The organism is Actinomadura chokoriensis (assembly GCF_039529475.1).
GTDB lineage: Bacteria > Actinomycetota > Actinomycetes > Streptosporangiales > Streptosporangiaceae > Spirillospora > Spirillospora bangladeshensis.
Genome location: NZ_BAAAMW010000009.1, coordinates 1 through 25663 on the forward strand (window position 1 = coordinate 1; position 25663 = coordinate 25663).

A 25663-nucleotide genomic window follows, 5' to 3' on the forward strand; every position below is an offset into this window, starting at 1 on the left:
GTCCCGGGCGGCGCCGCCGCGGGTGGCGCCGCGGCGGCGCGGGCGCGGCGGACGCGGGCCAGGCCGCAGGCGGCGGCCACCGCCGCGTCGAGGTCGGCGGCGCCGGCGAGGACCAGCGCGCCGCGGGGCCCGATGGTGTCGCAGAGCGCGCCGAGGGCGGGGCCGCCGAACGCGCCGGACGCGGCGCCGACCATGCCCTGCGCGGCGATGACGCGGCCGCGCAGGTGGCCGGGGCTGTCCAGCTGGACGCGGGTGGCGACGGTGGTGTCGAACACGACCGCGCAGGCCGCGATCGGCAGCATCGCGGCGCCGAACAGCAGCAGGCCGGGGGCGGCGCCGCTCAGCATCTGCCCGGCCCCGCACAGCGACGCGGTGATCAGCAGCAGGCGGAGCGGGAGGCGCGCGCGGGACGCGGCGAAGGCGCCGCCGAGGACCGTGCCCACGGCGAACGCGACCGACAGGGCGCCGTAGCCGCCGGCGCCCGCCCGCAGCGGCCCCTCGGCCATCGCGGCCATGGTGACCTGGTAGTTGCGGCCGAGGCTGCCGAGCACGAACGCGAGCCCGAACATGATCAGGAGGCGCGGCGAGCCGAGCACGTGGCGGAAGCCGGCCGCGATGCCGCGCTCCCCCGGTCCGGCGGGCGGCAGCCGGTGGAACTCGCCGCCGCGCATGAGGGCGATGGCCGCGAGGACGCCGAGGAAGCTCACCGAGTTCACCGCGAACGCGCCGGGGATCCCCGCGAGCGGGATCACGACCCCGGCGAGGCTCATCCCCAGGATGCGGCCGCCGGAGCTGAGCAGCGAGCCGAGCGCGAGCCAGTTCGACAGGTCCTCCGGCCCGACGACCTCCGCGCCGAACCGCCCGAGCGCGGGCGAGGTCAGCGCGGTGGCGACGCCGGAGACCAGCATGATCGCGTACAGGCCGCCGGTGCCGGACGGGTCCCCCGCCGCGATGGCGGCGAGGACGCCGGACAGCACCGCCTGGGCGGCCTGGCCCGCCGCCACGACGTACCGGGCGGGCAGCCGGTCGGCGACCACTCCGCCCCACGGCCCGAGCAGCATCGTCGGCAGGGCCTGCAGCACGAGGCCGAGCCCGACGCTCGTCGCCGAGCCGGTGATCGTCAGGATCAGCCAGTTCAGCGCGAGCACCTGCATCCACGTCCCGGTGATCGAGACGAAGTCCGCCGCGGCCCACAGCCGGTAGTTGTGATGGCGCAGCGAACGCAGCATCACCGGAATCGCCAAGGTCCTTCTCCCCCCAAGGTCACACCAAAGGGATCTGAACGCCGGGTCGATCAGGCACGTTCCAAACCACGAATGGATGCGAGATACATCACGTTCGACCAGGTCAGCGGCAGGACCGGCGGCGAGGCGCGGGAACCCCCGCGGCGCCGGGGCTAGGCTCGCCCTCGGCCGCCGCGGGGCGGACGGAACACGATCGGGGTGGGACCGGGTGGGCGAGCGGGCGTTCTGGGTGGGCACGTACACCGGCGGGGCCGGGGACGGCGCCGGGATCTACCGCATGACGCGGCGCACCGGCGGAGCCCTGGAGGCGCTGGAACTCGCGGCCGAGGCGGTGAGCCCCTCCTACGTGGCGGTGCACCCCGGCAGGGACGTCCTCTACGCGGTGCGCGAGGAGGACGAGGGCGGAGTCGCCGCCTACGAGGCGACGGGTGCCGGGCTGCGGGAGATCGGGCGGCGCGGGGCCGGAGCGCTCCCCTGCCACCTGTCCGTGGCGCCGGACGGCGCGCACCTGGTCGTCGCCGATTACGGGTCCGGGACGGTCCGGGCGTATCCCCTCGACGGCGGCGGCGGGTTCGCCGGCGGCGCCGACGTGGCCGAGGGGCACGGCGGCGGGCCGCGCACCGGCCGGCAGGAGGGCCCGCACGCCCACATGACCGCGCACGCCCCGGACGGGACCGTGCTGACCACCGACCTCGGCGCCGACCTCGTCCGCTCGTTCCGGATCGAGGACGGCGCCCTGCGGCTCGCCGGGGAGACGCGGCTGCCGGCCGGGTACGGGGCGCGCCACCTGGTGGTCCACCCGGGCGGGTACGTGCACGTCCTGACCGAACTCGCCGCGGCGGTGCTCGTCCTGCGCCCGGTCCACGGGTACGCGGCCCTTGAGGTGGTCGCGGAGTCGCCCGCGACGGCCGGTCCGGCCGGCGACCCGGCGCAGGGCGCCGCGATCAAGCTCGGGGACGGCGGCCGGTTCGTCTACACCTCGATGCGCGGCACCGACGTGGTGACGGCCCACCGGGTGCGGGACGGCGGCGCGGCGCTCGAACCCGTCGCCGACGTCCCGTCCGGCGGGCACTGGCCGCGCGACCTGCACGTGGACGGCGAGTGGATGCACGTCGCCAACGAGCGGAGCGGCACGATCACGACGTTCCGCATCGGCGGGAACGGCGTTCCCGAACCGGCGGGCGCGGCCCTGAGCGTCCCGTCGCCGGTGTGCGTCGTCCCGGCCTGACCGGCGTTTCCTCCGGGGGCTCACGGGCACGTCCCGGTCAATAGACCGGACACTCAGGGAGCATCCCGACATGACGACGATCGCCACGACCAACCCCGCGACGGGCGAGGTCGAGAAGACCTTCGACGCGCTGACCGACGAGGAGGTCGACCGGCGCATCGCGCGGGCGGCGGAGACCTTCGCCTCCTACCGGCGCACCCCGCTGGAGCAGCGCGCGGAATGGATGAACGAGGCGGCCGGCATCCTCGACCGGGAGTCCGAGCAGATCGGCGCCATGCTCACCACGGAGATGGGCAAGACGCTGAAGGCCGCCGGGGCGGAGGCGCAGAAGTGCGCGGCCGCGTGCCGGTTCTACGCCGCGCACGCGGCGGAGTTCCTCGCCGACCGGCGCCCCGCCGAGCCGGGCGGCGTGGGGGCGTCCGACGCCTACGTCCGCTACGAGCCGCTCGGGCCGGTGCTGGCGGTCATGCCGTGGAACTTCCCGCTCTGGCAGGTGGTCCGGTTCGCGGCGCCGGGGCTGATGGCGGGGAACGTCGGGCTGCTGAAGCACTCCTCGAACGTCCCGCAGACGGCGCTGTTCCTGGAGGACCTGTTCCGCCGCGCCGGGTTCCCCGAGGGCGCGTTCCAGACGCTGCTGATCGGCTCGGCCGACGTGGAGCGGGTGCTGCGCGACCCGCGGGTGAAGGCCGCGACGCTCACCGGCAGCGAGCCCGCCGGGCGGTCGGTCGCCTCGATCGCCGGGGACGAGGTCAAGCCGACGGTGCTGGAGCTCGGCGGCAGCGACCCGTTCGTGGTGATGCCGTCCGCCGACATCGAGGCGGCGGCGCGGACGGCGGCGGAGTCGCGGTGCCTCAACAACGGGCAGAGCTGCATCTCGGCGAAGCGGTTCATCGTGGACATCGGCTGCGCCGACGAGTTCGAGCGGCTGTTCGTGGCGGACATGCGCGCGCAGAAGGTCGGCGACCCGATGGACGACGCGACCGACGTCGGCCCCCTCGTCAGCGAGCAGGGCCGCGCCGAGGTCGAGGAGCTGGTCGCGGACGCGGTGGGGAAGGGCGCGACGGTGCTGTGCGGCGGGCGGCGCCCGGACGGTCCGGGCTGGTTCTACCCGCCGACCGTGGTCTCCGGGGTGACGCCCGGGATGCGCATGTACCACGAGGAGGTCTTCGGGCCCGTCGCGTCGCTGTTCCGGGTGCGCGGAGTGTCGGAGGCGGTGGAGGTCGCGAACGCGACGGGCTTCGGGCTCGGCTCCAACGCCTGGACGCGGGACGACACCGAGCGGGACCGGTTCGTCCGCGAACTGGACGCCGGGCAGGTCTTCATCAACGGCAAGACGACCTCGTACCCGGAGCTGCCGTTCGGCGGGGTGAAGCGCTCCGGCTACGGCCGCGAGCTGTCGGCGGACGGCCTCCGCGCGTTCTGCAACGCCAAGACCGTGTGGGTCGGCTGACCCCTCACAGTTCCACGTGCCGGCCCACGCCGGCCTCGCGGGCGCGCTCGACGATGACGGAGGCGGCGGCCGTGTCCTGCACGCCGATGCCGACGCTGTTGTAGAAGACGATGTCGCCGGGGCCGTCCCGGCCCTCGGCCAGGCCCGCGACGATCGGCCCGAGCGGCCGCACCTCCGCCGGGCTCAGATGCCCGGCGCGGACGGCGGCCACGACGGGGCCGGCGTGCTCCAGCGCGGTCGGCACGTCGTCCACGACGACGGCCGCGGCGCGCGTCAGGACCTCGTCGTCGACCTCCGTCCGGCCCGGGGCGAACGATCCGACGCTCAGCACCGTGCAGCCGGGGTCGAGCCACGCGCCGAGGACGACCGGCTCCGCGCTGGTGGTCGCGGTGACGACGATCTCCGCGCCCTCGACCGCCGCCCGGACGGACGCGGCCCGCTCGACCGGTACGCCCATCTCGTCGGCGAGCCCGGCGGCGACGGCGCAGGTGTCGGGGTGGCGGCAGGCCACGGCGACCCGGCCGATGGGCCGGACCGCCGCCATCGCGCGGACGTGCGCGCGCCCCTGGACGCCGCAGCCGACCACCGCGAGGCGGGACGCGCCCGGAGCGGCGAGGTGGTCGGCGGCCACCGCGCTCGCCGCCGAGGTGCGCAGCGTCGTGACCGCCTCGCCCTCGATGATCGCGACGGGGCGCCCGTCGATCGCGTCCTGGACGGTCACGAGCGCGGCGACGGTCGGCAGCCCGCGCGCCGCGTTGCCGGGGTTGACGCTGCCGAACTTGGCGACGGCGCCGGTGCCGGGGAGGCGCGAGACGTAGCTGAACGCGACGTCGCCGTCCGGGCCGTCCAGCAGCACCCGCGGCGCGAGCCGCGCCTCCTTGCGGCCGAGCGCGCCGAACGCGGCCCGCTGCGAGGCGATCGCCGCCGGCAGGTCGAACACCGCGCGCACCTCGGCGCCGGACAGCAGCAGGACATCGGCCATGAGGCGATCTTCGCCAGCCCGCCGCCGCGCTGTCGAGGGCGGAAGGGCAAGCGGTTCTTATCGATCACTACATGAGATCGCATGCTCGGCCGACTCGACGGCCGTCCCGGGACGTCTCACGCTGGCATCATCCGGCCCGCGAGCGACGGAGAGGCGCAGATGACCCCGCCGACCAAGCGACCGACACCGCGGGACCGCGGGCACCGGTTCCGCCTCCTCACCGCGGCCGGCGCCGGCCTGCTGCTGGCCCCGCTCGCCGCGGCCTGCGGCTCGGGCGGCTCCGGCGGCTCCGGCGCGATCAAGATCGGCGTGCCGGCGCCGCTGAGCGGGGACTCCGCGTCGGCCGGGCAGGACATCCTGGCCGCCGCCGAGGTCGCCGCGGCGGAGATCAACCAGGCCGGCGGCGTGGACGGCCGCTCGATCCAGATCGTGCAGGCCGACGACCAGTGCAGCGCCCAGCAGGGCGCGCAGGCCGCGCAGAAGCTGCTGAACAGCGGGGTCGTCGCGGTCGCCGGCGGGTACTGCTCGGGCGCGGCGGTGCCGGCCATCCCGATCTACGGGCGGCGGAACGTCCCGTTCGTGATGGACGCGTCCACGAACCCGTCCCTCACCGACACCGGGAAGGGCAAGGTGTTCCGCACCTGCGGGCGCGACGACAACCAGGGCGTCGTCGCCGCGAAGTTCATGACGGGCGAGCTGCGCGCCCGGCGGATCGCGCTGCTGCACGACAACACCACCTACGCCAAGGGCCTCGCGGACGCGACCGCGAATTCCCTCGAGCAGGTCGGCGGGCAGGTGGTCTACGAGGACGCGCTGCAGCCCGGCCAGTCCGACTACAGCCCCGTCCTGACGAAGATCGCCTCCACCCGGCCGGACGTGCTGTACTTCACCGGGTACTTCGCCGAGGCGGGGCTGCTGATGAAGCAGCGCAGGCGGCTCGGGCTGAAGTTCACGCTGATGGGCGGGGACGCGACGACCGACGCGACCGTGCTGAAGACCGCGGGATCGGCCGCCGACGGCTACATCGCCACGACCGCGCCGCTCGCCAAGGACCTGCCCGCCGCGGGGAAGTTAGTCTCGGCGTACAAGGCCGCGAACGGCGCCGACCCCGGACCGTTCTCGGTGTACGAGTACGACGCGGTCAAGGTCATCGCCAAGGCCATCGACGACGCCGGGTCGACCGAGGGGCCGGACATCACCGAGGCCCTGCACAAGATCAAGGACTTCGCCGGCATCACCGGGCCGATCACGTTCGACGCGAAGGGCGACCGAACCGACCCGCTCTACATCACCGTCCGGGTCCGGGGCGGCGCGTTCACCGCCTACAAGAAGCTCGACGACAGCGGCGCCACCTGGGTGGACGCCAAGGCCTCATGACGAGACCCGGGACATGAGCGAGTTCGTCCAGTACCTGGTGAACGGCCTGACGATCGGGGCGTTCCTGTCGCTGATCGCGCTCGGCTACTCGATGATCTACGGGGTCGTCCGGCTGATCAACTTCGCGCACGGCGACGTGTTCATGATCGGGGCGTTCGCCGGGTTCGGGACGCTGACCGCGCTCGGCGCGACGGGCGGGACGGCGCTGCCCGCGATCGTCGCCGCCGTCGCGGTCGGCGCCCTCACCACCGGCGTCGTCGGGACGGGGATCGCGCGGGCCGCCTACGTGCCGCTGCTGTCCTCGCCGCGCCTGGCGCTGCTGATCTCGGCGATCGGGGTGTCGCTGGCGCTGGAGGAGGGCGTGAAGGTGCTCACCCGCGCCCGGTTCAAGTCCTACCCGGTCGCGCTGGACGGCGGGCGGATCTTCAGCGGCGCCGTCCGCGTCACCTGGGGCCAGCTCGCCCTCGTCGTCCTGTCGGTGGCGCTGATGGCGGGGCTCTGGCTGTTCGTCACCCGGACGGTGACCGGGACGGCGATGCGCGCCCTGGCGATGGACCGCGACGCCGCCCGGCTCCAGGGCATCGACGTGGAGCGGCTCATCCTCGCGACGTTCTTCATCGGCTCGCTGCTGGCGGGCGCGGCGGGCGTCATGTACGGGCTGTACTACGTGCAGATCAGCTTCGGGATGGGGTTCCTCATCGGCCTGCGCGCGTTCACCGCCGCCGTGCTCGGCGGCATCGGGAACCTGCCGGGGACGATGGTCGCGGGCGTCGCGATCGGGCTCGTCCAGTCGTTCTCCGCCGGGTACGTCTCGTCCCGCTGGACGGACGTGATCATCTTCGGGCTGCTGATCGCGGTGCTGGCGCTGCGGCCGACCGGGCTGTTCGGCGAGCGCGTTGTGGAGCGCGTGTGAGGCCCCGCGCGGCGGCGGCCGCCCGGTACGGCGGCTGGCCGCTGCTGCTCGCGGCGGCGCTCGCCGCCGGGCCGGCCCTCGACGACTACGCGCTGACGGTCGCCGGGACGATCCTGATCTACGCGATCCTCGGGCTCGGCATCACCATCGTCGTCGGGTACGCCGGGCTGCTGGACCTCGGGTTCGCGGCGTTCTTCGCGATCGGCGCCTACACCTCCGGGCTGCTGATGCTGAAGCTGGAGTGGGACTTCTGGCTCACGCTGCCCGCCTCGATCGCCGCCGCCGCGGTCGCCGGCGTCGTGATCGGCTACCCGACGCTGCGGCTGCGCAGCGACTACCTCGCGATCGTCACGCTCGGCTTCGGCGAGATCATCCGGATCACGGTGGTGAACCTGGAGGTCACCGGCGGCCCGAACGGGCTGACCGGCATCCCGCCGGTGGCGGTCGGCGGCCGGGAGATCGTCCTGCCGCGGGACTTCTTCTACCTGGCGCTCGCGTTCTTCGCCGTGGTGCTGGCCGCGACGGCGCTGCTGGCCCGGTCGCGGCTCGCCTACGCGTGGCGGGCGATCCGCGCGGACGACACGGCGGCGGAGGCGGTCGGCGTCCCGGCCCGGCGGGTGAAGCTGCTCGCCTACGTGCTCGGCGCCATGGTCGGGGCGGTGGCCGGGCCGCTGAACGCCGCGCAGCTCGGCACCGTGGACCCGTCCAGCTTCACGTTCCTGACCTCGCTGATGATCCTGCTCGTGGTGATCATCGGCGGGATGGGCTCCCGGCCGGGCGTCATGATCGGCGCGGTGGTCATCGTCGCGCTGCCCGAAGTGCTGCGGACCGTCCAGGAGTACCGGGGCCTGTTCTTCGCGCTGCTGCTCATCGCGATCGTGATCCTGCGCCCGCAGGGGGTGTGGCCGTACCGGCCCCGCCGCCTGCGGCTCCCCGCCGAGGCCGGCCCGGCGCCGGAGCGGGCGCCCGCGCCGGGGGCGCTGCTGGAGGTGGCGGGGCTGTCCCGGTCGTTCGGCGGCGTCACGGCCCTGGACGGCCTCGCGCTCCGCGCCGCCGCCGGGCAGGTGGTGAGCGTGATCGGCCCGAACGGCGCGGGCAAGACCACCGCGTTCAACTGCGTCACCGGGATGATCCCGCCGTCCGCCGGGACGGTCGCGCTCGCCGGGCGGAGCGTGCGGGGCCTGCCGCCGCACCGGGTGGCCGCCGCCGGGCTCGCCCGGACGTTCCAGAGCATCCGGCTGTTCGACGGGATGACGGTCGCGGAGAACGTCCTCGTCGGCCGGTTCGCCCGGGACCGGAGGCTGCTGCGCCCGCTGACGCGCGCCGACCTGGACACGGTGCGCCGCTGCCTCGACTTCGTCGGCCTGCTGGACGCGGCGGACCGCCCGGCGGGCGGGCTCCCGTACGGCGACCGGCGCCGGCTGGAGATCGCGCGGGCCCTCGCCGCCGAGCCCCGCGTCCTGCTGCTGGACGAGCCGGCGGCGGGCGCGAACCCGACCGAGAAGCGGGCGCTGATGGCGCTGATCGCCCGGATCGGCGCGCTCGGCACCGCCGTCGTGCTGATCGAGCACGACGTCGCGCTCGTCATGTCGATCTCCGACCGGGTGACCGTGCTGGAGTACGGCCGGACGATCGCCGAGGGGCCGCCCGCCGCGATCCGGGAGGACCCGCGCGTCATCGCCGCCTACCTCGGCGTCCCCGACGACCCGGAGACCGACCTCGTCACGGAGGTGCTGGGGTGACGCTCCTGCGGGTGAGCGGCCTGCACAGCCGCTACGGGTCGGTGGAGGCGCTGTCCGGCGTCTCGTTCGAGGTCGGCGAAGGCGAGATCGTCGCGCTCCTCGGCAGCAACGGCGCCGGCAAGACCACCGCGCTGCGGACGGTGACCGGCCTGCACCGGGCCCGGTCCGGGCGCGTCGAGTTCGGCGGCCGCGACATCACCCGGCTCGCCGCGCACAAGGTCGTCGCGGCCGGGCTCGGGCACGTCCCGGAGGGGCGGCGGGTGTTCCCGGCGCTGAACGTCGCGGAGAACCTGCTGCTCGGCGGCTACCTGCGGCGCCGCGACCGGGCCGCGGTCGCGGCCCGCCGCGAGGAGGTCTACGCGATGTTCCCGCGGCTCGGCGAGCGGCGCGGGCAGCTCGCGGGCCTGCTGTCGGGCGGGGAGCAGCAGATGCTCGCGATCGGGCGGGCGCTGATGCTGCGGCCCCGGCTGCTGGCGCTGGACGAGCCGACGATGGGCCTCGCGCCGCAGACGGCGCAGCAGGTGCTGCGGGTCGTCCGGGACATCCGCGACCAGGGCACGACGGTCCTGATCGTGGAGCAGAACGCGCACCAGACGCTGCGCCTCGCCGACCGCGCCTACGTGCTGGAGACCGGCCGGGTCGTGCTGGAGGGCCGCGCCGCCGCGCTCGCGCGGGACGACCGGGTGAAGGCCGCCTACCTCGGCGGCGACCCGGTCACGGACCCGACCTGACCAGCTTCTCCGCGGCGTCCTCGATCGCCTTCTCCGACAGCAGGACGTGCTCGGCGGCGCCGCCGAGCGGGATGAAGCTGTCCTCACTGGTGACGCGGGCCGCGCGTCCGCGGAATCCCGCGTCGGTGAGCGCGGCCAGGACGGCCTCGGACACGCCGCCGGTGCGGCGCGTCTCGTCCGCGACCAGGACGGCCCCGGTCGCGCGCGCCTCGCGCAGCAGGTCGCCGACGGGCAGCGGCGCCAGCCAGCGCAGGTCGAGCACCCGGCACCGGACGCCCCTCCCTGCGAGGCGGCGCGCGGCGCGCAGGCTCATGCGCACGCCGTTGGCGAACGTGGCGATGGTGAGGTCGCGGCCGTCCCCGTAGGCGCGGGCGCGCCCGATCGGCACCGCTCCCCCGGCGGGGGCGAGCCAGCCGCCGTCGCCCTCGTCGTGCAGGTCGCGGACGTGGTACAGCGCGATGGGCTCCAGGATCACGCAGACGCGGCCGTCGGCCTCGGCGGCGTCCACGCAGGCGCGCAGCATTCCGGCGGCGTCGTCGGGACGGGACGGTGAGGCGATGATGATCCCCGGGATGTCGCGGAGCGCGGCGACGGCGTTGTCGTTGTGGAAGTGGCCGCCGAAGCCCTTCTGGTAGGCGTAGCCGGCGACGCGCACCACCATCGGGTTGCGGTACCGGCCCGAGGAGAAGAACGGCAGCGTCGCCGCCTCGCCGCGGATCTGGTCGGCCGCGTTGTGCAGGTACGCGAGGTACTGGATCTCCGGTACCGGCAGCAGCCCGGCGAGCCCGAACCCGAGGGCGAGCCCGAGGATGGACTGCTCGTCCAGGATCGTGTCGAACACGCGCGCCGCCCCGGCCTTCTTCATCAGCCCGCGGGTCACCCCGTACACGCCGCCCTTGCGCGCCACGTCCTCGCCGAACACGGCCATGCCGGGGTGCTCGTCCAGCAGCTCGGCGAGCGTCCGGTTGATCGCCTGCGCCACCGTCACCCTCTCCCCGGCCCCCTTTCCCGCGTCCCCCTTCCCCGCGCCGGGGGAGGCCGTGCGGCGCGGGCCGCCCTGCCGGAGCGGCGCCATGACCTCGCCGGCGGACGAGAGCGGGCGGGCTCCGGCGGCCTCCTCGGCCAGAGCCGCGACCGCGGCGCGTTTGGCCTCGTAGCGGTCGATGATCTCGGCCGGGGCCGCCACCCCGTGGTCGACGAGGATGCGGGCGGTCTGGAGGAGGGGGTCGCGGTCGAGGTCGGCCACCAGCTCGGCGGGCGTCCGGTACCCCGACTCGACGTCGGAGCCGGCGTGGCCCATCAGGCGGACGGTGCGCAGGTGCAGGAACGCGGGGCGCCGGTGCTCCCGGACCCACGCGGCGGCCCGCACCGACACGGCGTAGGCGTCGGCGAGGTCGCAGCCGTCGGCGTGGAAGTAGGCGAGGCCGGGGCGCGAGCCGTAGGCGGCGTGGATCCAGCCGGGCGGGGTGCGGACGCTGATGCCGATGCCGTTGTCCTCGCAGACGAGCAGGAGCGGCAGGGGCAGGCCCTGGAAGGCGCAGTTGGCCGCCGCGTTGACGGCGCCCGCGGCGGTGGAGTGGTCGGCGGACGCGTCGCCGAAGCTGCATACGGCGACGGCGTCGCGCGGCCACGGCGTCTCGAGGCCGAGGCGGGCGGCCCGCTCGATCGCGAACGCGACGCCCAGCGCGCGCGGGAGGTGCGAGGCGATCGTGGACGTCTGCGGGATGACGTTCAGCGGGCGGCTGCCGAACACCTTGTGGCGTCCGCCGGCGATGGGTTCGTCCGCGGCGGCGACCAGGCCGAGCAGGACGTCCCGGAGCGGCGCCTGGCCGGGGACCTGGCGTGCGCGCTCCAGGAAGAACGCGCCGGAGCGGTAGTGCAGCAGCGCCGGATCGCCGGGGCGGAGCGCGGCGGCGACGGCCGCGTTGCCCTCGTGGCCGGCCGAGCCGATCGTGTAGAAGCCGCGGCCCTGTGCCCGGAGGCGCCGCGCCGCCAGGTCGAGGTGGCGGCTGCCGAGCTGGGCGTCGAACAACTGCAGGGCGCGTTCACCGGTCAGCGGGCCCGCGAGAACGGGCGAGCCCTGCCGCGTCAGCGAGGCGGCCCTCTCCAGGAAGTGGACGTCGGCGGGTTCGGCCATGGGTCGAGCATCGGACGCGGGCCGGGCCGGGGTCGAGCGAGACGAGGGCGCGAACCCGTTGGGACTTGGCCAAGGATCGCTTAACGCGGCGCCGGCGAGAGGCCCAGCCGGGCTTGGGCTCGCGGTAAGCAAGCCGCGCTCTTCCCGATCTTGGCTCGGGCGCCGTGGTCCGTCCACGCTGGTGTCGTGCTCTCCTCCGTCATCGGCGGCGCCCGGATTCCGGCGGGGCCGCGCGTGTACCGCTCCACCGACCCGTCCCGCACGTCCGAGGCGGTCGCCGAGGTGTCCCTGGCGGACGCGGGCGACCTGGCCGCCGCCTGCCGCGCCGCCCGCGCGGCGCAGGACGCCTGGCGGGACGTGCCGCCGCCCGTCCGCGGGCAGGCCGTCGCCGCGATCGGCCGGCTCGTCGAGGCGAACAAGGCGGCGCTCGCCCGCGTCGTGACCCGGGAGGTCGGCAAGCCGTACGCCGAGGCGCTCGGCGAGGTCCAGGAGATCGCCGACACCTGCGCGTTCTTCCTCGGCGAGGGGCGGCGGCTCTACGGGCAGACCGTCCCGTCCGAGATGCCGGACAAGCAGCTGTTCACCTTCCGCGACCCGGTCGGCGTCGTCGCCGTCATCACGGCGGGGAACTTCCCGGTCGCGGTGCCGTCCTGGTACATCGTCCCGGCGCTGCTGTGCGGGAACGCGGTCGTGTGGAAGCCGGCGGAGTACGCGGCGGCCTGCGCGGAGGCGTTCTACGAGCTGTTCGCGCACGCCGGGCTGCCGGACGGCGTCCTCAACGTCGTCTACGCGGACGGCCCGGAGACCTTCACCGGCCTGGAGCGGGCCCTCGGCGAGGGGCTCGTCGACAAGGTCGGCTTCACCGGCTCCACCGAGGTCGGGTCGCGGATCGGCGAGCTGTGCGGCCGCCACCTCCAGACGCCGTGCCTGGAGCTCGGCGGCAAGAACCCGATGGTCGTCACCGAGGACGCCGACCTGCCGCTCGCCGTCGAGGGCGCGCTGTTCTCCGGGTTCGGGACGGCCGGGCAGCGCTGCACGTCCCTCGGCACGGCGATCGTGCACGAGTCCGTGCACGCGGAGTTCGTGCGGCTGCTGGACGGGGCGGCGCGGGCCGCGGTCGTCGGCGACCCGGCCGGGGACGTGCTGTACGGGCCGATGATCAGCGATCGGTTCGCGGACGGGTTCGAGAAGGTGCTCGGCTGGATCGGGCCGGGCCACACCGTCCACGGCTCCACCGGGACCGGGCGGATCACGGACGGGAACCCGCGCGCCGGGTTCACCGGCGACGCCGCCGAGGGCCTGTACTACCACCCGGTGATCGTGGACGGGGTCGGCCCCGGCGACGAGCTGTTCATGAACGAGACGTTCGGCCCGATCATCGGCGTGGCCGCGTACCGGACGCTCGACGAGGCGGTCACGCTCGCCAACGCGCCCGGGTACGGGTTGTCCGCGTCCATCTACACGACCGATCCGGCGAAGGCGTTCGCGTTCCGGCGGCGGATCTCGGCCGGGATGGTGAGCGTGAACAACTCCACGTCCGGCGCGGAGGCGCACCTGCCGTTCGGCGGCAACGGGCGGTCGGGCAACGGCGGCCGCCAGTCGGGGCTCTGGGTGCTCGACCAGTTCACCCGCTGGCAGTCGATGAACTGGGACTACTCGGGACGGCTGCAGAAGGCGCAGATGGACGTCCTGGAGATCGCCCCCGACCTCGGCTTCCGCCTCTAGGGCCGCGGGCGTGGAGACCGAGGCGGACGTCGTCGTCATCGGCGGCGGGGTCATGGGGACGAGCATCGCGTTCCACCTCGCCGAGGCCGGGGTGCGGCGCGTGGTGCTCGTGGAGCGGGACGAGCTGGGTTCCGGTTCGACGTGCAGGGCGGCGGGCGGGGTCCGGGCGCAGTTCTCCGACGAGGTCAACATCCGGCTCGGCGCCCGCAGCCTGGAGGCGTTCGCCCGGTTCGGCGAGCGTCCCGGCCAGGAGATCGACCTGCACCGGGTCGGGTACCTGTTCCTGCTGTCGCGGCCCGAGGACGTCGCGTCGTTCGAGCGCGGCGTCGCGCTGCAGAACGAGCTGGGCGTGCCCAGCCGGATGATCTCCGTGGCCGAGGCGCGGCGGCTCTCCCCGCTGATCGGCGGCGACGGGCTGCTGGCCGCCGCGTACTCCCCCGACGACGGGCACTGCACGCCCGAGTCGGTCGTGCTCGGGTACGCGACGGGCGCGCGGCGGCACGGCGCCGCGATCCGCACCCGCTGCGAGGTCCTCGGCATCGAGGCGGACGGCGGCGGGATCACGGCGGTGGAGACGTCCCGGGGCCGCATCGCGGCGCCCGCGGTCGTCTGCGCGGCCGGGGCCTGGTCGGCGGCGGTCGGCGCGATGGCCGGGGTCGAGCTCCCGGTGGTGCCGCTGCGGCGCCAGATCGTGTTCACCGAGCCGATGCCGGACCTGCCGCGCCCGGTGCCGATGACGATCGACTTCGCCTCGTCGTTCTACTTCCACGCCGAGGGCGAGGGGCTGATGCTCGGGATGTCCGATCCCGACGAGGCGCCGGGGTTCTCCCTGGACGTCTCGGACGCGTGGCTGCCCCGGCTCACCGAGGCGATCGGCGCCCGCGCGCCGCGGCTGCTCGACGTCGGGCTGACCGGCGGATGGGCGGGCCTGTACGAGGTCACCCCGGACCACAACGCGCTCATCGGCGAGGACGGGCGCGTGTCCCGGTTCCTGTACGCGACGGGCTTCTCCGGCCACGGGTTCCTGCAGGGGCCGGCCGTCGGCGAGGTGATCCGCGACCTGTACCTCGGCCGGGAGCCGTCCGTCGGCGTCGCGCCCCTGCACGCCGCGCGGTTCACCGGCGACCGGCTCCGCCCGGAGATCAACCGGGTCTGATCTCCGCCTGGACGCCGCGGGCGGCGTCGGCGAGGCCGCGCATCGCGTCCTTGACGAGCGGGTTGGTGTTGGTGGCGCGGCGCAGCACCGTCACGTGGCGGCGCGGGCCGCGCCGGCCGAGCCGCAGCGTCCGCAGGCCGGGCGCGGGCACGCAGCCGAGCGCCGGGACGAGCGCGATGCCGAGGCCGCAGCCGACGAGCCCGCACACCACCGCGTAGTCGTTGCTGCGGAACGCGATGTTCGGCGTGAACCCCGCGGTGCCGCACAGCCGCAGCAGCGCCTGCGCGCCGCGGCTGCCGGGGCGGCTCGCGATCCAGGTCTCCGACCGCAGGTCCCGCAGCCGGACGGTGCCGCCCTCCGCCAGCGGGTGCTCCGCGGGGACGCACAGCACCAGGTGCTCGTCCATCACCGGCGCCTCGATGACCTGGTCGGGCCAGGTGCGCGGGAACAGGTCGTACCGGTAGACGAGCAGGAGGTCGAGGTCGCCGTCGAGGAGTTCGGGCAGCAGCTCGTCCGGCTCGCCCTCCGACAGCGTGATCTCGATGCCGGGCCGGACCCGGGACAGCTCCGCCAGCACCCGCGGCAGGATGCGTGCGCTGGCGGTCGGGAAGCTGCCGAGCTGCAGCGCGCCTCGCTCGCCGCTGGCGACGGTGCGCAGCTCCCGCTCCAGGGTGTCGAGCGCCGACAGCACGTCGTTGCCCTTGCTGACCAGCAGGAACGCGGCGCTCGTCGGCCGGACGCTGCGCGCCCGCCGCTCGAACAGCAGCAGGCCGCAGGCGCGTTCCAGCGCGGCGATCTGCTGGGACACGGCGGACGCGGTGTACCCGAGGTTGCGGGCGGCGTCCGCGAAGGAGCCGGTGCGGACGACCTCGCGCACCGTCCGGATGTGCAGGGGACTGATCATGGGAGCACCCCGTTCACCAGTGCCTGGACCGCCTCCCCCGCAGGCGCCCTCCTTACATGCTTAGTCGTGTCTCGGCCGTTTGGCCACCAGCGTCAGGACGTCGTACTTGGCGACCGAGGCGCCCTCCTGGTTGGTGACGTCGGTGTCCCAGCGGACCTCGCCGTAGTCGGCGCCCTCGCGCGGGCCGATCTGCTTGGCGGTGAGGGTGACGGTCAGCTCGTCGCCCGGCTTGACGGGGGTGAGGAACCGCAGCCGCTCCAGCCCGTAGTTGGCCAGGACGGGCCCGGGGGACGGCTCGACGAACAGCCCGGCCGCGAACGACACGACGAGGTAGCCGTGCGCGACGCGCCCGCCGAAGAACGGGTTCGCCTTCGCGGCCTCCTCGTCGGTGTGGGCGTAGAAGGTGTCGCCGGTGAACTCGGCGAAGTGCTCGACGTCGTCGAGGGTGACCGTGCGGGGGCCTCCGACGGCGGTGTCGCCGACGCACAGGTCCTCCAGGTACTTGCGGAACGGGTGCTCGTCGGTGACGGTCCGGTCGGTGCCGGGCACCCAGCGCCCGGTGATCGAGGTGAGCATCGCGGGCCCGGACTGGACGGCGGTGCGCCGCATGTGGTGCACGACCGCGCGGATCCCGCCCATCTCCTCGCCGCCGCCGGCGCGGCCGGGGCCGCCGTGGACGAGCGGCGGCAGCGGCGACCCGTGCCCGGTGGACTCGCCCGCGTCCTCGGTGTTCAGGACGAGCAGGCGCCCGTGCCAGGGCGCGGCGCCGAGGACGACGTCGCGGGCGAAGCCGGCGTCGCCGGTCACCACCGAGCCGGCCAGGCTGCCGCGCCCGCGCGCGGCCAGCGCGACGGCCCCGTCCGCGCCCTCGTAGGGGATCAGCGTGCTGACCGGGCCGAACGCCTCCACCTCGTGCGGCTCGGCGCGGGCGGCGTCGTCGGCGCGCAGCAGCACCGGCGAGAGGAACGCGCCGCGCTCGGCGTCCGCGCCGACGACGTCGACGTGCTCGGGGTCGCCGAAGACCACGCGGCCGGCGTCCATGAGGGCCTTGAGCGAGCGCCGCACCTCCTCGCGCTGGTCGAGGGTGGCGAGGGCGCCCATCCGGACGGCCGGGTCCGCCGGGTTCCCGACCGTGACCTCCGCCAGCCGGTCGCGGACGGCGTCGGCGACGTCGTCCATCAGCGCGGCGGGCACGAGCGCGCGGCGGATCGCGGTGCACTTCTGGCCCGCCTTCACCGTCATCTCCGCGACGAGCTGCTCGACGTAGAGGTCGAACTCCTTCGTGCCGGGCGCGGCGTCCGGGCCGAGGACCGAGCAGTTCAGCGAGTCGGCCTCGGCGTTGAACCGGACCGCGTTCCCGGCGACCGCCGGGTGGGTGCGCAGCAGCCGGGCCGTGGACGCCGACCCGGTGAACCCGACGATGTCCTGCTCGGTGAGGTGGTCCAGGAGGTCGCGCGGCTCGCCGCAGACCATCTGCACGGTGCCCTCGGGCAGGAGGCCCGACTCGACGATCAGCTCGACCAGCCGGGCCGTCAGGTAGGCGGTCTGGCTCGCCGGCTTGATGAGGCTCGGCACCCCGGCGAGGAAGGCGGGCGCGAGCTTCTCCAGCGGCCCCCACACCGGGAAGTTGAACGCGTTGATCTGCACCGCGACGCCCCGCGACGGGGTGCAGAGGTGCTGGCCGACGAACGTCCCGCCCTTGCCGAGGGGCTCGACGTCCCCCTCGATCAGCACCCGGTCGTTCGGCAGTTCCCGCTTCCCCTTGCTCGCATAGGCGAACAGGACGCCGATGCCGCCGTCCACGTCGAACCTCGCGTCGTTCAACGTCGCGCCCGTCCGCGCCGACAGCGCGTACAGCTCATCGCGGTGCTCCCTCAGGTGCGAGGCGAGCGCCTTCAGCAGCGCCGCCCGCTGGTGGAACGTCAGCTCGCGCAGCACCGGGCCGCCGACCGCCCGCCCGTACTCCAGCGCGGCCCCCATGTCGACGCCCGACGACGAGATCCGGGCGACCTCCTCCCCCGTGACGGCGTCGTGCAACGGGACGCCCTCCTCGTCGGGAGCACGCCATGAACCCGAGACATAACTGCGCAGCACGACCACCGGGACCTCCTCGTCCATATCTCCTGAGTCTTCCTGCCACCTTCGAGCTTCGTTCACGCCTCGCAGAGATGACAGCCGCGACGGGTGCTGTTTGTGTACTCATGAGCGATCTGGGGTGAATCAGAGGAACATTTCTTGTGGATCTGTTCCTCGATTCACTACGCTGCGCGCATGCTCCTCCGCACCCGGGCCCGCGCCGAGCTGACCGCGCTGCGCGCCGCCGCCCGCGCCGGGATGATCGGCCCGATGCCGCCGCGCGCCCTCGCCGCGGCGGCGCGGGCGATGCGCGCCTACGGCCCGCTCGGCGCCGCCACCGCCCTGCCCGCGCACCGCTTCCCCGACCGGACGGGCCTGGTCGACGACCGCGGCGCCCTCACGTTCGCCGAGCTCGACCGGCGCTGCAACGCCCTCGCCTGCGCCCTCCTCGCGCGCGGCATCGGGGTCGGCAGCACGGTGGGCATCCTGTGCCGCAACCACCGCGGCCTGCTGGAGGGCATGTCGGCGGCGGCGAAGACGGGCGCGTCCGTCCTGTTCCTCAACACCGACTTCGCCGCGCCGCAGCTCCGCGACGCCGTCGGGCGCGAGGGCGTCACCGCGCTCCTGCACGACGACGAGTTCGCCCCCGCCGTGGACGGCCTGGACCTGCCGCGCTTCACCGAGTCGGACATGGACGGCCTCATCGGCGGCGGCGACGGCACTCCCCCGCCCGCCCCGTCCCGGCACGGCTCGATGGTGATCCTCACCAGCGGCACGTCGGGGCGGCCGAAGGGCGCGCCGCGCGCGCAGCCGCGGTCGCTCGCGCTGCCGGGCGGGATCCTGTCGAAGGTGCCCCTCCGCGGCGGCGAGGCGATGTTCGTCGGCCCGCCCCTGTTCCACGGCCTCGGCCTCACCATGGCCCTCCTCGCGCTCGGCCTCGGGTCGACGCTCGTGCTGCGCCGCCGCTTCGACGCCGCGGGCGTGCTGGACGACCTGGAGAAGCACCGCTGCACGTCGTTCATCGCCGTCCCGGTGATGCTGAGCCGCGTCCTCGCCGTCCCCGGGAGGGAGACCCGCGACCTGTCCCGGCTCGGCGTGGTCATGACGGGCGGGGCGCGGCTGGACGCGGGGCTCGGCGGCCGCGTCCTCGCCGCGTTCGGGCCGGTGCTCTACAACTTCTACGGCTCGACCGAGGCGTCCTGCATCACGATCGCCACCCCGGACGAGCTGGCCGCCGCGCCCGGCTGCGTCGGCCGCCCGCCCGCCGGCACGCGCGTCGCGGTCCTCGGCGACGACGGCCGCCCGGTCCCGCCGGGCGCGACCGGGCGGGTCTTCGCCGACACCCCGGCCCGGTTCGGCGGCTACACCGGCGGCGGAGGCAGGGACGAGGTCGGCGGCCTGATGGCGGTCGGCGACCTCGGGCACCTGGACGCCGCCGGCCGCCTCCACATCGACGGCCGCGCCGACGACATGATCGTGTCCGGCGGCGAGAACGTCCACCCGGGCGAGGTCGAGGACCTCCTCGCCGCCCATCCCGGCATCGAGGAGGCCGCCGTCACCGGCGTCCCCGACGAGGAGTTCGGCCAGCGGCTGCGCGCCTACGTCGTGGCGCCCGGCCTCACCGAGGACGACGTCCGGGCGCACGTCGCGGCGAACCTCGCCCGCCACAAGGTCCCCCGCGACGTGGTCTTCCTGGACGCCCTCCCCCGCAACCCGGCCGGCAAGGTCCTCAAGCGCGCCCTGCCGACCGGGTGACCGGCAGGCGGATGTCCCAGGCGGCCTGGCGGACCTCCAGATGGGCGGACCGCCGCAGGCCCTCCAGGACGTCCCGCAGTTCGCCGGGCCATTCGGCGGCGGGCCCGCCCGTCCGGAGCAGGCCGGTCGCGAGCAGTTGCGCCGCGAAGTCCGCACGCCCGGCGAGGAGGCGCAGGGCGGGCAGCAGCCGCTCCGGGCCGCCCTCCCGCAGCGCGGCGTACCCGCCGACCGCGTCGGCGAGCCGCCTCTCGGTGACCGTCGCCGCCAGCGCGGGCCGGTCGCGGAGGAGGTCCGCGAGGGCCGCCAGCCCATCGGCCAGGCGCCGGGCCGTGACGTCGCCGCCGGTCAGCCGTGCCGAGCCGAGCGCGACGTCCACCGCCTGGGCGGCGTAGAGCGGATGGGCGGCGAGCATCGGGACCGCCCGGCGGGCGAGCCGGTCCGGGGACGGCAGGTTGGCGATCACCTCCGCGACGGCCACCGCCCTCGACCGGGCGGTCTCCCCCGGCTCGGCCGCCAGCAGGGAGGCCAGCACGCCGAGGGCCTCGTCCGCCACGGCGCCCTCCCACAGGAGCGCGCGGAGGATGGGGAGCTCGTCGTCCCCGGCCGGGTCGGCGGGGTCGGCGACGGCGGCGAGGACGTCGCCGAACCCCTCCGCGTACCAGGGCACCCAGGCGCCGAACGCCTTCGCCGCCCGGAACCGGACGCCGGGGTCGTCCGCCGCCTTGCCCAGCCGCCGCACCAGCGCGGCGTACGCCGGACGGTGCTCGGGCGCGTACTCCGAGGGCTTCGCCTGGAAGAGCGTGCGATGCATCAGTTCGCCGGCGTAGGGGCCCGCGGCATCGGCCAGCGCGGCGATGGCGCGCGGGTCCTCCGGCATGCGGCGCAGTGCGGAGGCGACCGCCACCCGGACGTCCCGGTGCAGGTCCGGGTCGTCCCACGTCCGGAGGAGGACGTCCGCCGCACCCGGCGGCCGCAGCCGTTCCAGGAGCCGGGCCGCCTGCTTGCGGACGGTGGTCTTGGCGCCGGTGCCGGTCAGCGCCTCCGCCAGCACGGGGCCGAGCGCCGACGGCGGCACCCGCTCCCCGCACGCCGCGATCGCGGCCACGGCCACCGCCGAGTGCGGGCCCCGCGCATGGCCGAGGAGAAGCGCGAGGGCCTCGGCGGGACGGTCGGCGGCCGCCATCGCCTCCAGCGCCGCCTCGGCGAGGGTCGTCTCGTCGCTGCGGCCGGCCCGGGCGGCGAGGTCGTCGAGGGTTCCGGGCAGCCGTCCGAGGGACGCGGCCGCGGTGACCCCGGCCGACGCCTTGAGCAGGGCCCGCACGTGCTCGATCTGCGGCGGCGTCCAGCGCCCCGGTTCCTGCGGGCCGACGGAGACAGGCTGGGGCGCGGTGGCGAACCGGCCCGTCCGGTCGCGGTCCAGAGCGGCCAGGAGGAGGTCGGTGCGGCGCCGTGCGACGACGCGCCAGACCTCGGGCAGGACGATCGCGGAGGCGTCGCCGGCCAGCAGCTCCACCGCGCGCGCCTCGCGCCGGGCGGGATCGGCGAGCCAGAGCCCCGCCGCCGAGTGGGGTGCCTCGGGGATCGCCGCCCGCAGGGCGTCCTGGAGGTCCGGCAGCGCGAAGGCCCGCCGTCCGAGCGACCTGGCCAGCGCCATGGCCACCGTGTATTCGCCCAGGTGGGGGCGTAGCACGTCGAGCAGGTCGCGCTCCCGGCCGCGGCGGAGCACCCGGTCCAGGCGGTGGCCGTGGAGCGGCTCCGCCCCGTGCGCCGCGACGAGCCGGCCGTAGGCGCCGAGGGCCCACCGGACGAGGCCGGGCGACGCCGCGTGGGCGAGGACGCGGTCCGCGAGGTCGCGCAGCCTCCGGCGGGTGACCGGCGAGGAGTCGCGCGCGTCGACCGCCGCGGCGGCGACCTCGTCCAGCGGTCCGGCGAACGTGTCGTCCAGCAGCGCGACCGGCACGGACGCCAGCGCCGCGATGAACGTCCCCCTGAGCGGGTCCCGCTCGTTGCGCGTGCGGTGCGCGAGGTCGGCGACCAGGGCGTACAGGAGCGCGGGGTCGCCGGTGCGGGCGGTCAGCCCGATCAGGAGCGAGCGGGCGAGGCCGCGCCGCCCGGGGTCGCCGCCGGCGGCCGCCTCCCGAAGGGGGCCGGCCGCCTCCGCGTACGGCAGGTGGGCGGTGAGGCGGAGCGGGATGCCATGGTCGCCCGGCCGGGACCGCGCGGAGTGCCGGACCGAGCCGTGCCAGTCGAGCATCCGGCGGGCCTCCTCGGCCGCCCGGTCCGGGGGCAGGAGCGCCAGCACCGGGAGCGCGGACACGCCGTGGTGGCCGGTGCGTCCGGCCGCGAGGTCGTAGACCTCCGCCCGGCGGCCGGGCGGGACATGGACGAGGAAGTCCCGCAGCCAGTACGCCTCGTGCGGCAGAAACTCGCGGAGGTCGGCCGGAGGAAGGCGGCTCACGTACCGGTAGAACGCACGCGGAACGCGGTTGCGGCGCCGCACGTGCCGCGCCGCACGTGCCGCCCGGACGGCGTCCGCCCGGAACAGCACCGGGAAGAGGACCTGCGGCACCCGCGCGGCGGCGAGCACGGAGCCGTGCTCCTCCAGCAGGTCCAGCAGGCCGGCCGGGTCGTTCCCCGCCACCACCGGAAGGCCGGCCCTGCACCGCCGCCACCACGACCGGTCCGCCCCGCGGGCGCGGCCGCGGGCGAGGAAGGCCCCGGGATGGCGGCCAGCCACGGCGCGCCAGGCGGTAACCGCGTGCTCCAGTTCCGGGAGGAGCCGCGCGACCGTCCCGGTCGTGCAGGCGGGCAGCAGCGCGGCGGCCTCGCGGTCGCCCCAGCGGGCGCGGACGTCCGGCAGGAGCCGGTCGGCGAGCGCAGCCCGGCGGGCATGGCGGAGCGTCCGGTAGAACGCGCGGCGCAGGTCGGCGGGCGCGTCGTCCAGAACCGCCGCGGCGGCGCCGTCGGAGACCGGCAGGGTCCGGACGGCCCGCAGCGCGGCCCGGCGCAGGTCCATGTCGGGCCCGGCGAGGACGCGCTCGATGTACGGGAGGTCGCGAGCGGCCATGGCCATGTGCAGGGCGGTGCGGCGCTCGTAGCGTCCGCGGCCCGACAGATCGGCGAGGAGTACCTGCAGTTCGGGTGTCCCGGCCAGGGCGCGGGCGCGCAGTGCCAGCTCCCGCATGCGCCGCGGATGGGGCAGGGATTCGAGGGCCGGTTCCAGGACCGGCTCGATGGGGCTCAACGGCCCGGGCGGAGACCGCCCTTCCTGAAGATCATGGGGCAGATCGTGGCAGACCAGGGCCGAACCCGGCAAGCGCGCGGGGCTGAAATACTCATGACCATGACCTATGTGGCGGACGATGAGCGGTACGAGCGGATCCCCTACCGGCGGTGCGGGCGCAGCGGCCTGCGGCTTCCGGCGATCTCGCTGGGGCTGTGGCACAACTTCGGCGACGACCGGCCCGTCGACGTCCAGCGGGCGATCCTGCGGCGCGCGTTCGACCTCGGCGTCACGCACTTCGACCTGGCCAACAACTACGGTCCCCCGTACGGCTCCGCGGAGACCAACTTCGGCCGGATCATGCGCGAGGACCTCGCGCCGTACCGCGACGAGCTGATCATTTCGACGAAGGCCGGCTACGACATGTGGCCGGGGCCGTACGGTGAGTGGGGGTCGCGCAAGTACCTGCTCGCCAGCCTCGACCAGTCGCTGCGCCGGATGGGCCTCGACTACGTCGACATCTTCTACAGCCACCGGTTCGACCCGGAGACGCCGCTGGAGGAGACGATGGGGGCGCTGGACCGGGCCGTCCGGTCCGGGAAGGCCCTCTACGCGGGGATCTCGTCGTACTCCCCCGAGCGGACGGCCGAGGCCGCGGCGATCCTGCGGGAGATGGGCACGCCGCTGCTGATCCACCAGCCGTCCTACTCGATGCTCAACCGCTGGATCGAGGGCGGGCTGCTCGACGCGCTCGGCCGCGAGGGCGCCGGCTGCATCGCGTTCTCGCCGCTCGCGCAGGGGATGCTCACCGACAAGTACCTCGACGGGATCCCGGAGGGGTCGCGGGCCAGCAAGGGCACCTCGTTCTCCTCCAGCCTGCTGAGCGAGGAGAACCTGCGGCACGTCCGGACGCTGAACGAGCTCGCCCGGGGGCGCGGCCAGTCCCTCGCGCAGATGGCGCTGGCCTGGTCGCTGCGGGACGGGCGGGTCACCTCCGCGCTGATCGGCGCGAGCAGCGTCCGGCAGCTGGAGGAGAACCTCGCGGCCCTGGACCGGCTCGACTTCACCGCCGACGAGCTGGCGGAGATCGACCGGAACGCCGTCGAGGCGGGCATCAACATCTGGGCGTCCTCCAGCGCGCACTGATCACGTCTGCATCGACGGGGCGCGACCGGGCACGACCAGCGCATGGAAGAGATGATGCTGCGGAGCGCCGCGTTCAACGACCACACGCTGATCCCGTCGGAGTACTCCCACGACAGCGGGGACGTCTCGCCCCCGCTGGAGTGGTCGCCCGCCCCCGAGGAGGTGGTCGAGCTCGCGCTGGCCTGCGAGGACCCGGACGCGCCGACCGGCACGTTCGCGCACTGGCTGCTCGCCGGGATCGACCCGTCGACCACCGGCCTGGACGCCGGGGAGCGGCCCACCGGCGCGGTCGCCGGCCGCAACGACTACGGCACCGAGGGGTACGGCGGGCCGAAGCCGCCGGCCGGCGACGACCCGCACCGGTACTTCTTCCGGCTCTACGGGCTGTCGGAGCCGTCCGGGCTGAGGGACGGCTTCACCGCGGAGGACCTGCGGGACGCCCTCCAGGAGCGGATCACGGCGTCCGGGACCCTCGTCGGCACCTTCGTGAGGTGATGGCGTGGGCTCCCCGGAGCGGCGCGACCCCGACCCGCGGGACGGCGACCGGCTCGACCCCGAGGGCCGCGGCCCCGAGCCCTACGGCCCGGACTTCCACGGCCCGGGATCGCGCGGGCCCTACCCGCACGAGCAGCCGCGCGGCAGCGAGCCGCTGAACGCCCGCAGCCCGCTCGGCCTGCGGGCGGTGCTGTCGGGGATCGCGCTGGTCATCGCCGTCGCCGCCGCGATCGTGTTCGCCCTCGGCGCGCAGGGGGACGGCTCGTGGGCGGCGGCCGGCATCTGCGCGGCCGTCGCCGTCATCGCCGCGGTCGACCTCGTCGTGATCGCGCGGCGCGCCCGCTCCTGACCCGCGCTCCCGGACCGCCGGCCGGTCAGTGCCGGTGGTCAGTGCCGGTGATCGAGGGCGGCCTGCTCCGGATGCGCCAGCAGCCAGGCGATCCGCCCGCGGCTCTCCTCGTCGGTGGGCATGTAGGTGACCAGCCGGGCGCCCGGCGTGCCGGTGACGTCCAGGTGCACGGTCCGGGTGCGGATCTCCCCGGCGCCGGGATGCCGGAAGATCTTGATGCTCGATCCCGACACCGCGACGTCGTGCGACGCCCACAGCCGCGCGAACTCCGGGCTCACCTCCTGCAGCCGCCGGACGAGGTCCTTCCAGCCCGGCTCGTCCAGATGCCGGCTGTAGCGGTGCCGGAACGCCGCGACGAGGTTCGGCGCGGTGTCGGCGAGGTTCGCGACCGGGTTGCAGCACGGCGGCAGCGTGAACGCCATCCACATCGAGTTCCGCTCGCAGGGCCGCGCGGTCTCCACCACCGGGAAGATCGCCGCGTAGGCGGCGTTCCAGGCGAGGATGTCGCACCGGCCGTTGCCGACCGACGCGGGCAGGGGCACGAGCGCGTCGAGGATCGCCTGGACGTCCTCGGGCAGGCTGCCGACCTCCTCCTCCACCGAGCCGTCGGGGACGTCGGCGAGCCGGTACAGGTGCTCGCGCTCGGCGCCGTCCAGCCGCAGGGTCCGCGCCACCGCGTCCAGCACCTGGCTGCTGGCGTTGATCGGGCGGCCCTGCTCCAGCCACGTGTACCAGGTCACGCCGACCCCGGCGAGCTGGGCGACCTCCTCGCGCCGCAGCCCCGGCGTGCGGCGCCGGAGCCCCGGCGCCATCCCCACGTCGTCGGGCGTGATGCGCGCGCGCCGGCTGCGCAGGAACGCCGCCAGCTCGGTGCGGCGGCGCGGCCCCGCGCCGCCGCGGGTTCCGCCCGCCCCGGACGGGGCCCGGCCGCCGATGGTCCGTGTACTGCTCATCGTCACGTCCCCCAGACTGCCTCCGGCCGGCGGCGGCTTCCAGGTGCTGTCAGTACCCGTATCGGCAGGCTCTCGTT

The 25663-nt window shown here is 75.3% G+C and carries 19 protein-coding genes; 12 read left to right on the forward strand and 7 right to left on the reverse strand.

All coding sequences use genetic code 11. The annotated features are described in order from the left end of the window. Positions 1–1244 (reverse strand): MFS transporter (locus ABFX46_RS20455; RefSeq protein WP_346044230.1); only part of this gene is annotated, 1244 nt, incomplete at its 3' end. A gap of 208 nt (positions 1245–1452) precedes the next feature. On the opposite strand from ABFX46_RS20455, the gene ABFX46_RS20460 reads away from it, so the two are divergent. Then, positions 1453–2472 (forward strand): lactonase family protein, encoded by a 1020-nt coding sequence (locus ABFX46_RS20460; RefSeq protein WP_346044232.1) that lies wholly within the window; start codon positions 1453–1455, stop codon positions 2470–2472. Between the two features lie 70 nt (positions 2473–2542). Further along, a complete protein-coding gene (locus ABFX46_RS20465; RefSeq protein WP_346044234.1) occupies positions 2543–3922 on the forward strand; it encodes an NADP-dependent succinic semialdehyde dehydrogenase in 1380 nt (459 codons plus the stop codon). 4 nt (positions 3923–3926) lie between these two features. Here ABFX46_RS20465 and ABFX46_RS20470 read toward each other — a convergent pair whose 3' ends face one another. Continuing rightward, positions 3927–4904, reverse strand: coding sequence for an ornithine cyclodeaminase family protein (locus tag ABFX46_RS20470; RefSeq protein WP_346044236.1), 978 nt, complete (start codon positions 4902–4904; stop codon positions 3927–3929). 159 nt (positions 4905–5063) lie between these two features. Here ABFX46_RS20470 and ABFX46_RS20475 point away from each other — a divergent pair, with 159 nt between their 5' ends. Genes ABFX46_RS20475 through ABFX46_RS20490 form a run of 4 tightly spaced genes read left to right on the forward strand, consistent with a single transcriptional unit; the run spans position 5064 to position 9667 of the window. Beyond that, on the forward strand, positions 5064–6281 hold the full coding sequence (locus ABFX46_RS20475) for a branched-chain amino acid ABC transporter substrate-binding protein (RefSeq protein WP_346044238.1): 1218 nt from the start codon (positions 5064–5066) through the stop codon (positions 6279–6281). Between the two features lie 13 nt (positions 6282–6294). After that, positions 6295–7194 (forward strand): branched-chain amino acid ABC transporter permease, encoded by a 900-nt coding sequence (locus tag ABFX46_RS20480; protein ID WP_346044240.1) that lies wholly within the window; start codon positions 6295–6297, stop codon positions 7192–7194. Beyond that, positions 7191–8936 carry a branched-chain amino acid ABC transporter ATP-binding protein/permease gene (locus ABFX46_RS20485; RefSeq protein ID WP_346044242.1) on the forward strand — a complete coding sequence of 582 codons (1746 nt, stop codon included), beginning with the start codon at positions 7191–7193 and terminating at the stop codon, positions 8934–8936. Before ABFX46_RS20480 ends, ABFX46_RS20485 begins: the two co-directional genes overlap by 4 nt. Then, a complete protein-coding gene (locus tag ABFX46_RS20490) occupies positions 8933–9667 on the forward strand; it encodes an ABC transporter ATP-binding protein (RefSeq protein WP_346044243.1) in 735 nt (244 codons plus the stop codon). Before ABFX46_RS20485 ends, ABFX46_RS20490 begins: the two co-directional genes overlap by 4 nt. On the opposite strand, the gene ABFX46_RS20495 is transcribed toward ABFX46_RS20490, so the two are convergent. After that, on the reverse strand, positions 9651–11804 hold the full coding sequence (locus ABFX46_RS20495) for a thiamine pyrophosphate-dependent enzyme (RefSeq protein ID WP_346044245.1): 2154 nt from the start codon (positions 11802–11804) through the stop codon (positions 9651–9653). The two genes, ABFX46_RS20490 and ABFX46_RS20495, sit on opposite strands and share 17 nt — an antisense overlap. 186 nt (positions 11805–11990) lie before the next feature. Between ABFX46_RS20495 and ABFX46_RS20500 the strand changes: the two genes are divergently transcribed. Both ABFX46_RS20500 and ABFX46_RS20505 read left to right on the forward strand, forming a co-directional pair. Further along, complete coding sequence (locus tag ABFX46_RS20500; RefSeq protein WP_346044247.1) at positions 11991–13529, forward strand: aldehyde dehydrogenase family protein; 1539 nt, start codon at positions 11991–11993, stop codon at positions 13527–13529. A gap of 10 nt (positions 13530–13539) precedes the next feature. Beyond that, positions 13540–14685, forward strand: a complete 1146-nt coding sequence (locus tag ABFX46_RS20505; RefSeq protein WP_346044249.1) for an NAD(P)/FAD-dependent oxidoreductase — start codon at positions 13540–13542, stop codon at positions 14683–14685. Here ABFX46_RS20505 and ABFX46_RS20510 read toward each other — a convergent pair. Together ABFX46_RS20510 and paaZ are read right to left on the reverse strand one after the other, a co-directional pair. Continuing rightward, a complete protein-coding gene (locus ABFX46_RS20510) occupies positions 14672–15589 on the reverse strand; it encodes a LysR family transcriptional regulator (RefSeq protein WP_346044251.1) in 918 nt (305 codons plus the stop codon). The genes ABFX46_RS20505 and ABFX46_RS20510 overlap by 14 nt on opposite strands. Positions 15590–15649: 60 nt before the next feature. Next, complete coding sequence (gene paaZ / locus ABFX46_RS20515; RefSeq protein WP_346044253.1) at positions 15650–17707, reverse strand: phenylacetic acid degradation bifunctional protein PaaZ; 2058 nt, start codon at positions 17705–17707, stop codon at positions 15650–15652. Between the two features lie 153 nt (positions 17708–17860). Here paaZ and ABFX46_RS20520 point away from each other — a divergent pair, with 153 nt between their 5' ends. Continuing rightward, positions 17861–19420, forward strand: a complete 1560-nt coding sequence (locus ABFX46_RS20520) for an AMP-binding protein (protein WP_346044255.1) — start codon at positions 17861–17863, stop codon at positions 19418–19420. Here ABFX46_RS20520 and ABFX46_RS20525 read toward each other — a convergent pair. Next, positions 19395–22664: a hypothetical protein gene (locus ABFX46_RS20525; RefSeq protein WP_346044257.1), complete on the reverse strand. Its 3270-nt coding sequence runs from the start codon at positions 22662–22664 to the stop codon at positions 19395–19397. The genes ABFX46_RS20520 and ABFX46_RS20525 overlap by 26 nt on opposite strands. A 99-nt stretch (positions 22665–22763) precedes the next feature. On the opposite strand from ABFX46_RS20525, the gene mgrA reads away from it, so the two are divergent. From mgrA to ABFX46_RS20540, 3 genes are read left to right on the forward strand one after another with little or no spacing between them, the layout of a single operon-like run. Next, the gene (gene mgrA, locus ABFX46_RS20530; protein WP_346044258.1) at positions 22764–23789 is read left to right on the forward strand and encodes an L-glyceraldehyde 3-phosphate reductase; all 1026 of its coding nucleotides are present in this window, start codon (positions 22764–22766) and stop codon (positions 23787–23789) included. Between the two features lie 42 nt (positions 23790–23831). Then, positions 23832–24284, forward strand: coding sequence for a YbhB/YbcL family Raf kinase inhibitor-like protein (locus ABFX46_RS20535; protein WP_346044260.1), 453 nt, complete (start codon positions 23832–23834; stop codon positions 24282–24284). Between the two features lie 4 nt (positions 24285–24288). Next, positions 24289–24633, forward strand: coding sequence for a DUF6343 family protein (locus tag ABFX46_RS20540; RefSeq protein WP_346044262.1), 345 nt, complete (start codon positions 24289–24291; stop codon positions 24631–24633). Positions 24634–24671: 38 nt separating this feature from the next. Here the strand turns inward: ABFX46_RS20540 and ABFX46_RS20545 are convergent, their stop codons facing one another. Further along, positions 24672–25586, reverse strand: coding sequence for a helix-turn-helix transcriptional regulator (locus ABFX46_RS20545; protein WP_346044264.1), 915 nt, complete (start codon positions 25584–25586; stop codon positions 24672–24674). Positions 25587–25663 lie beyond the last annotated feature (77 nt).

Excerpts from the sequence above, each read along its gene's own strand:
- ABFX46_RS20465 (WP_346044234.1), top strand. The coding sequence starts at position 2,543 with ATGACGACGATCGCCACGACCAACCCCGCGACGGGCGAGGTCGAGAAG.
- ABFX46_RS20495 (WP_346044245.1), bottom strand. The coding sequence starts at position 11,804 with ATGGCCGAACCCGCCGACGTCCACTTCCTGGAGAGGGCCGCCTCGCTG.
- ABFX46_RS20545 (WP_346044264.1), bottom strand. The coding sequence starts at position 25,586 with ATGAGCAGTACACGGACCATCGGCGGCCGGGCCCCGTCCGGGGCGGGC.
- mgrA (WP_346044258.1), top strand. The coding sequence starts at position 22,764 with ATGACCTATGTGGCGGACGATGAGCGGTACGAGCGGATCCCCTACCGG.
- ABFX46_RS20510 (WP_346044251.1), bottom strand. The coding sequence starts at position 15,589 with ATGATCAGTCCCCTGCACATCCGGACGGTGCGCGAGGTCGTCCGCACC.
- paaZ (WP_346044253.1), bottom strand. The coding sequence starts at position 17,707 with ATGGACGAGGAGGTCCCGGTGGTCGTGCTGCGCAGTTATGTCTCGGGT.
- ABFX46_RS20480 (WP_346044240.1), top strand. The coding sequence starts at position 6,295 with ATGAGCGAGTTCGTCCAGTACCTGGTGAACGGCCTGACGATCGGGGCG.
- ABFX46_RS20535 (WP_346044260.1), top strand. The coding sequence starts at position 23,832 with ATGGAAGAGATGATGCTGCGGAGCGCCGCGTTCAACGACCACACGCTG.
- ABFX46_RS20475 (WP_346044238.1), top strand. The coding sequence starts at position 5,064 with ATGACCCCGCCGACCAAGCGACCGACACCGCGGGACCGCGGGCACCGG.
- ABFX46_RS20470 (WP_346044236.1), bottom strand. The coding sequence starts at position 4,904 with ATGGCCGATGTCCTGCTGCTGTCCGGCGCCGAGGTGCGCGCGGTGTTC.
- ABFX46_RS20520 (WP_346044255.1), top strand. The coding sequence starts at position 17,861 with ATGCTCCTCCGCACCCGGGCCCGCGCCGAGCTGACCGCGCTGCGCGCC.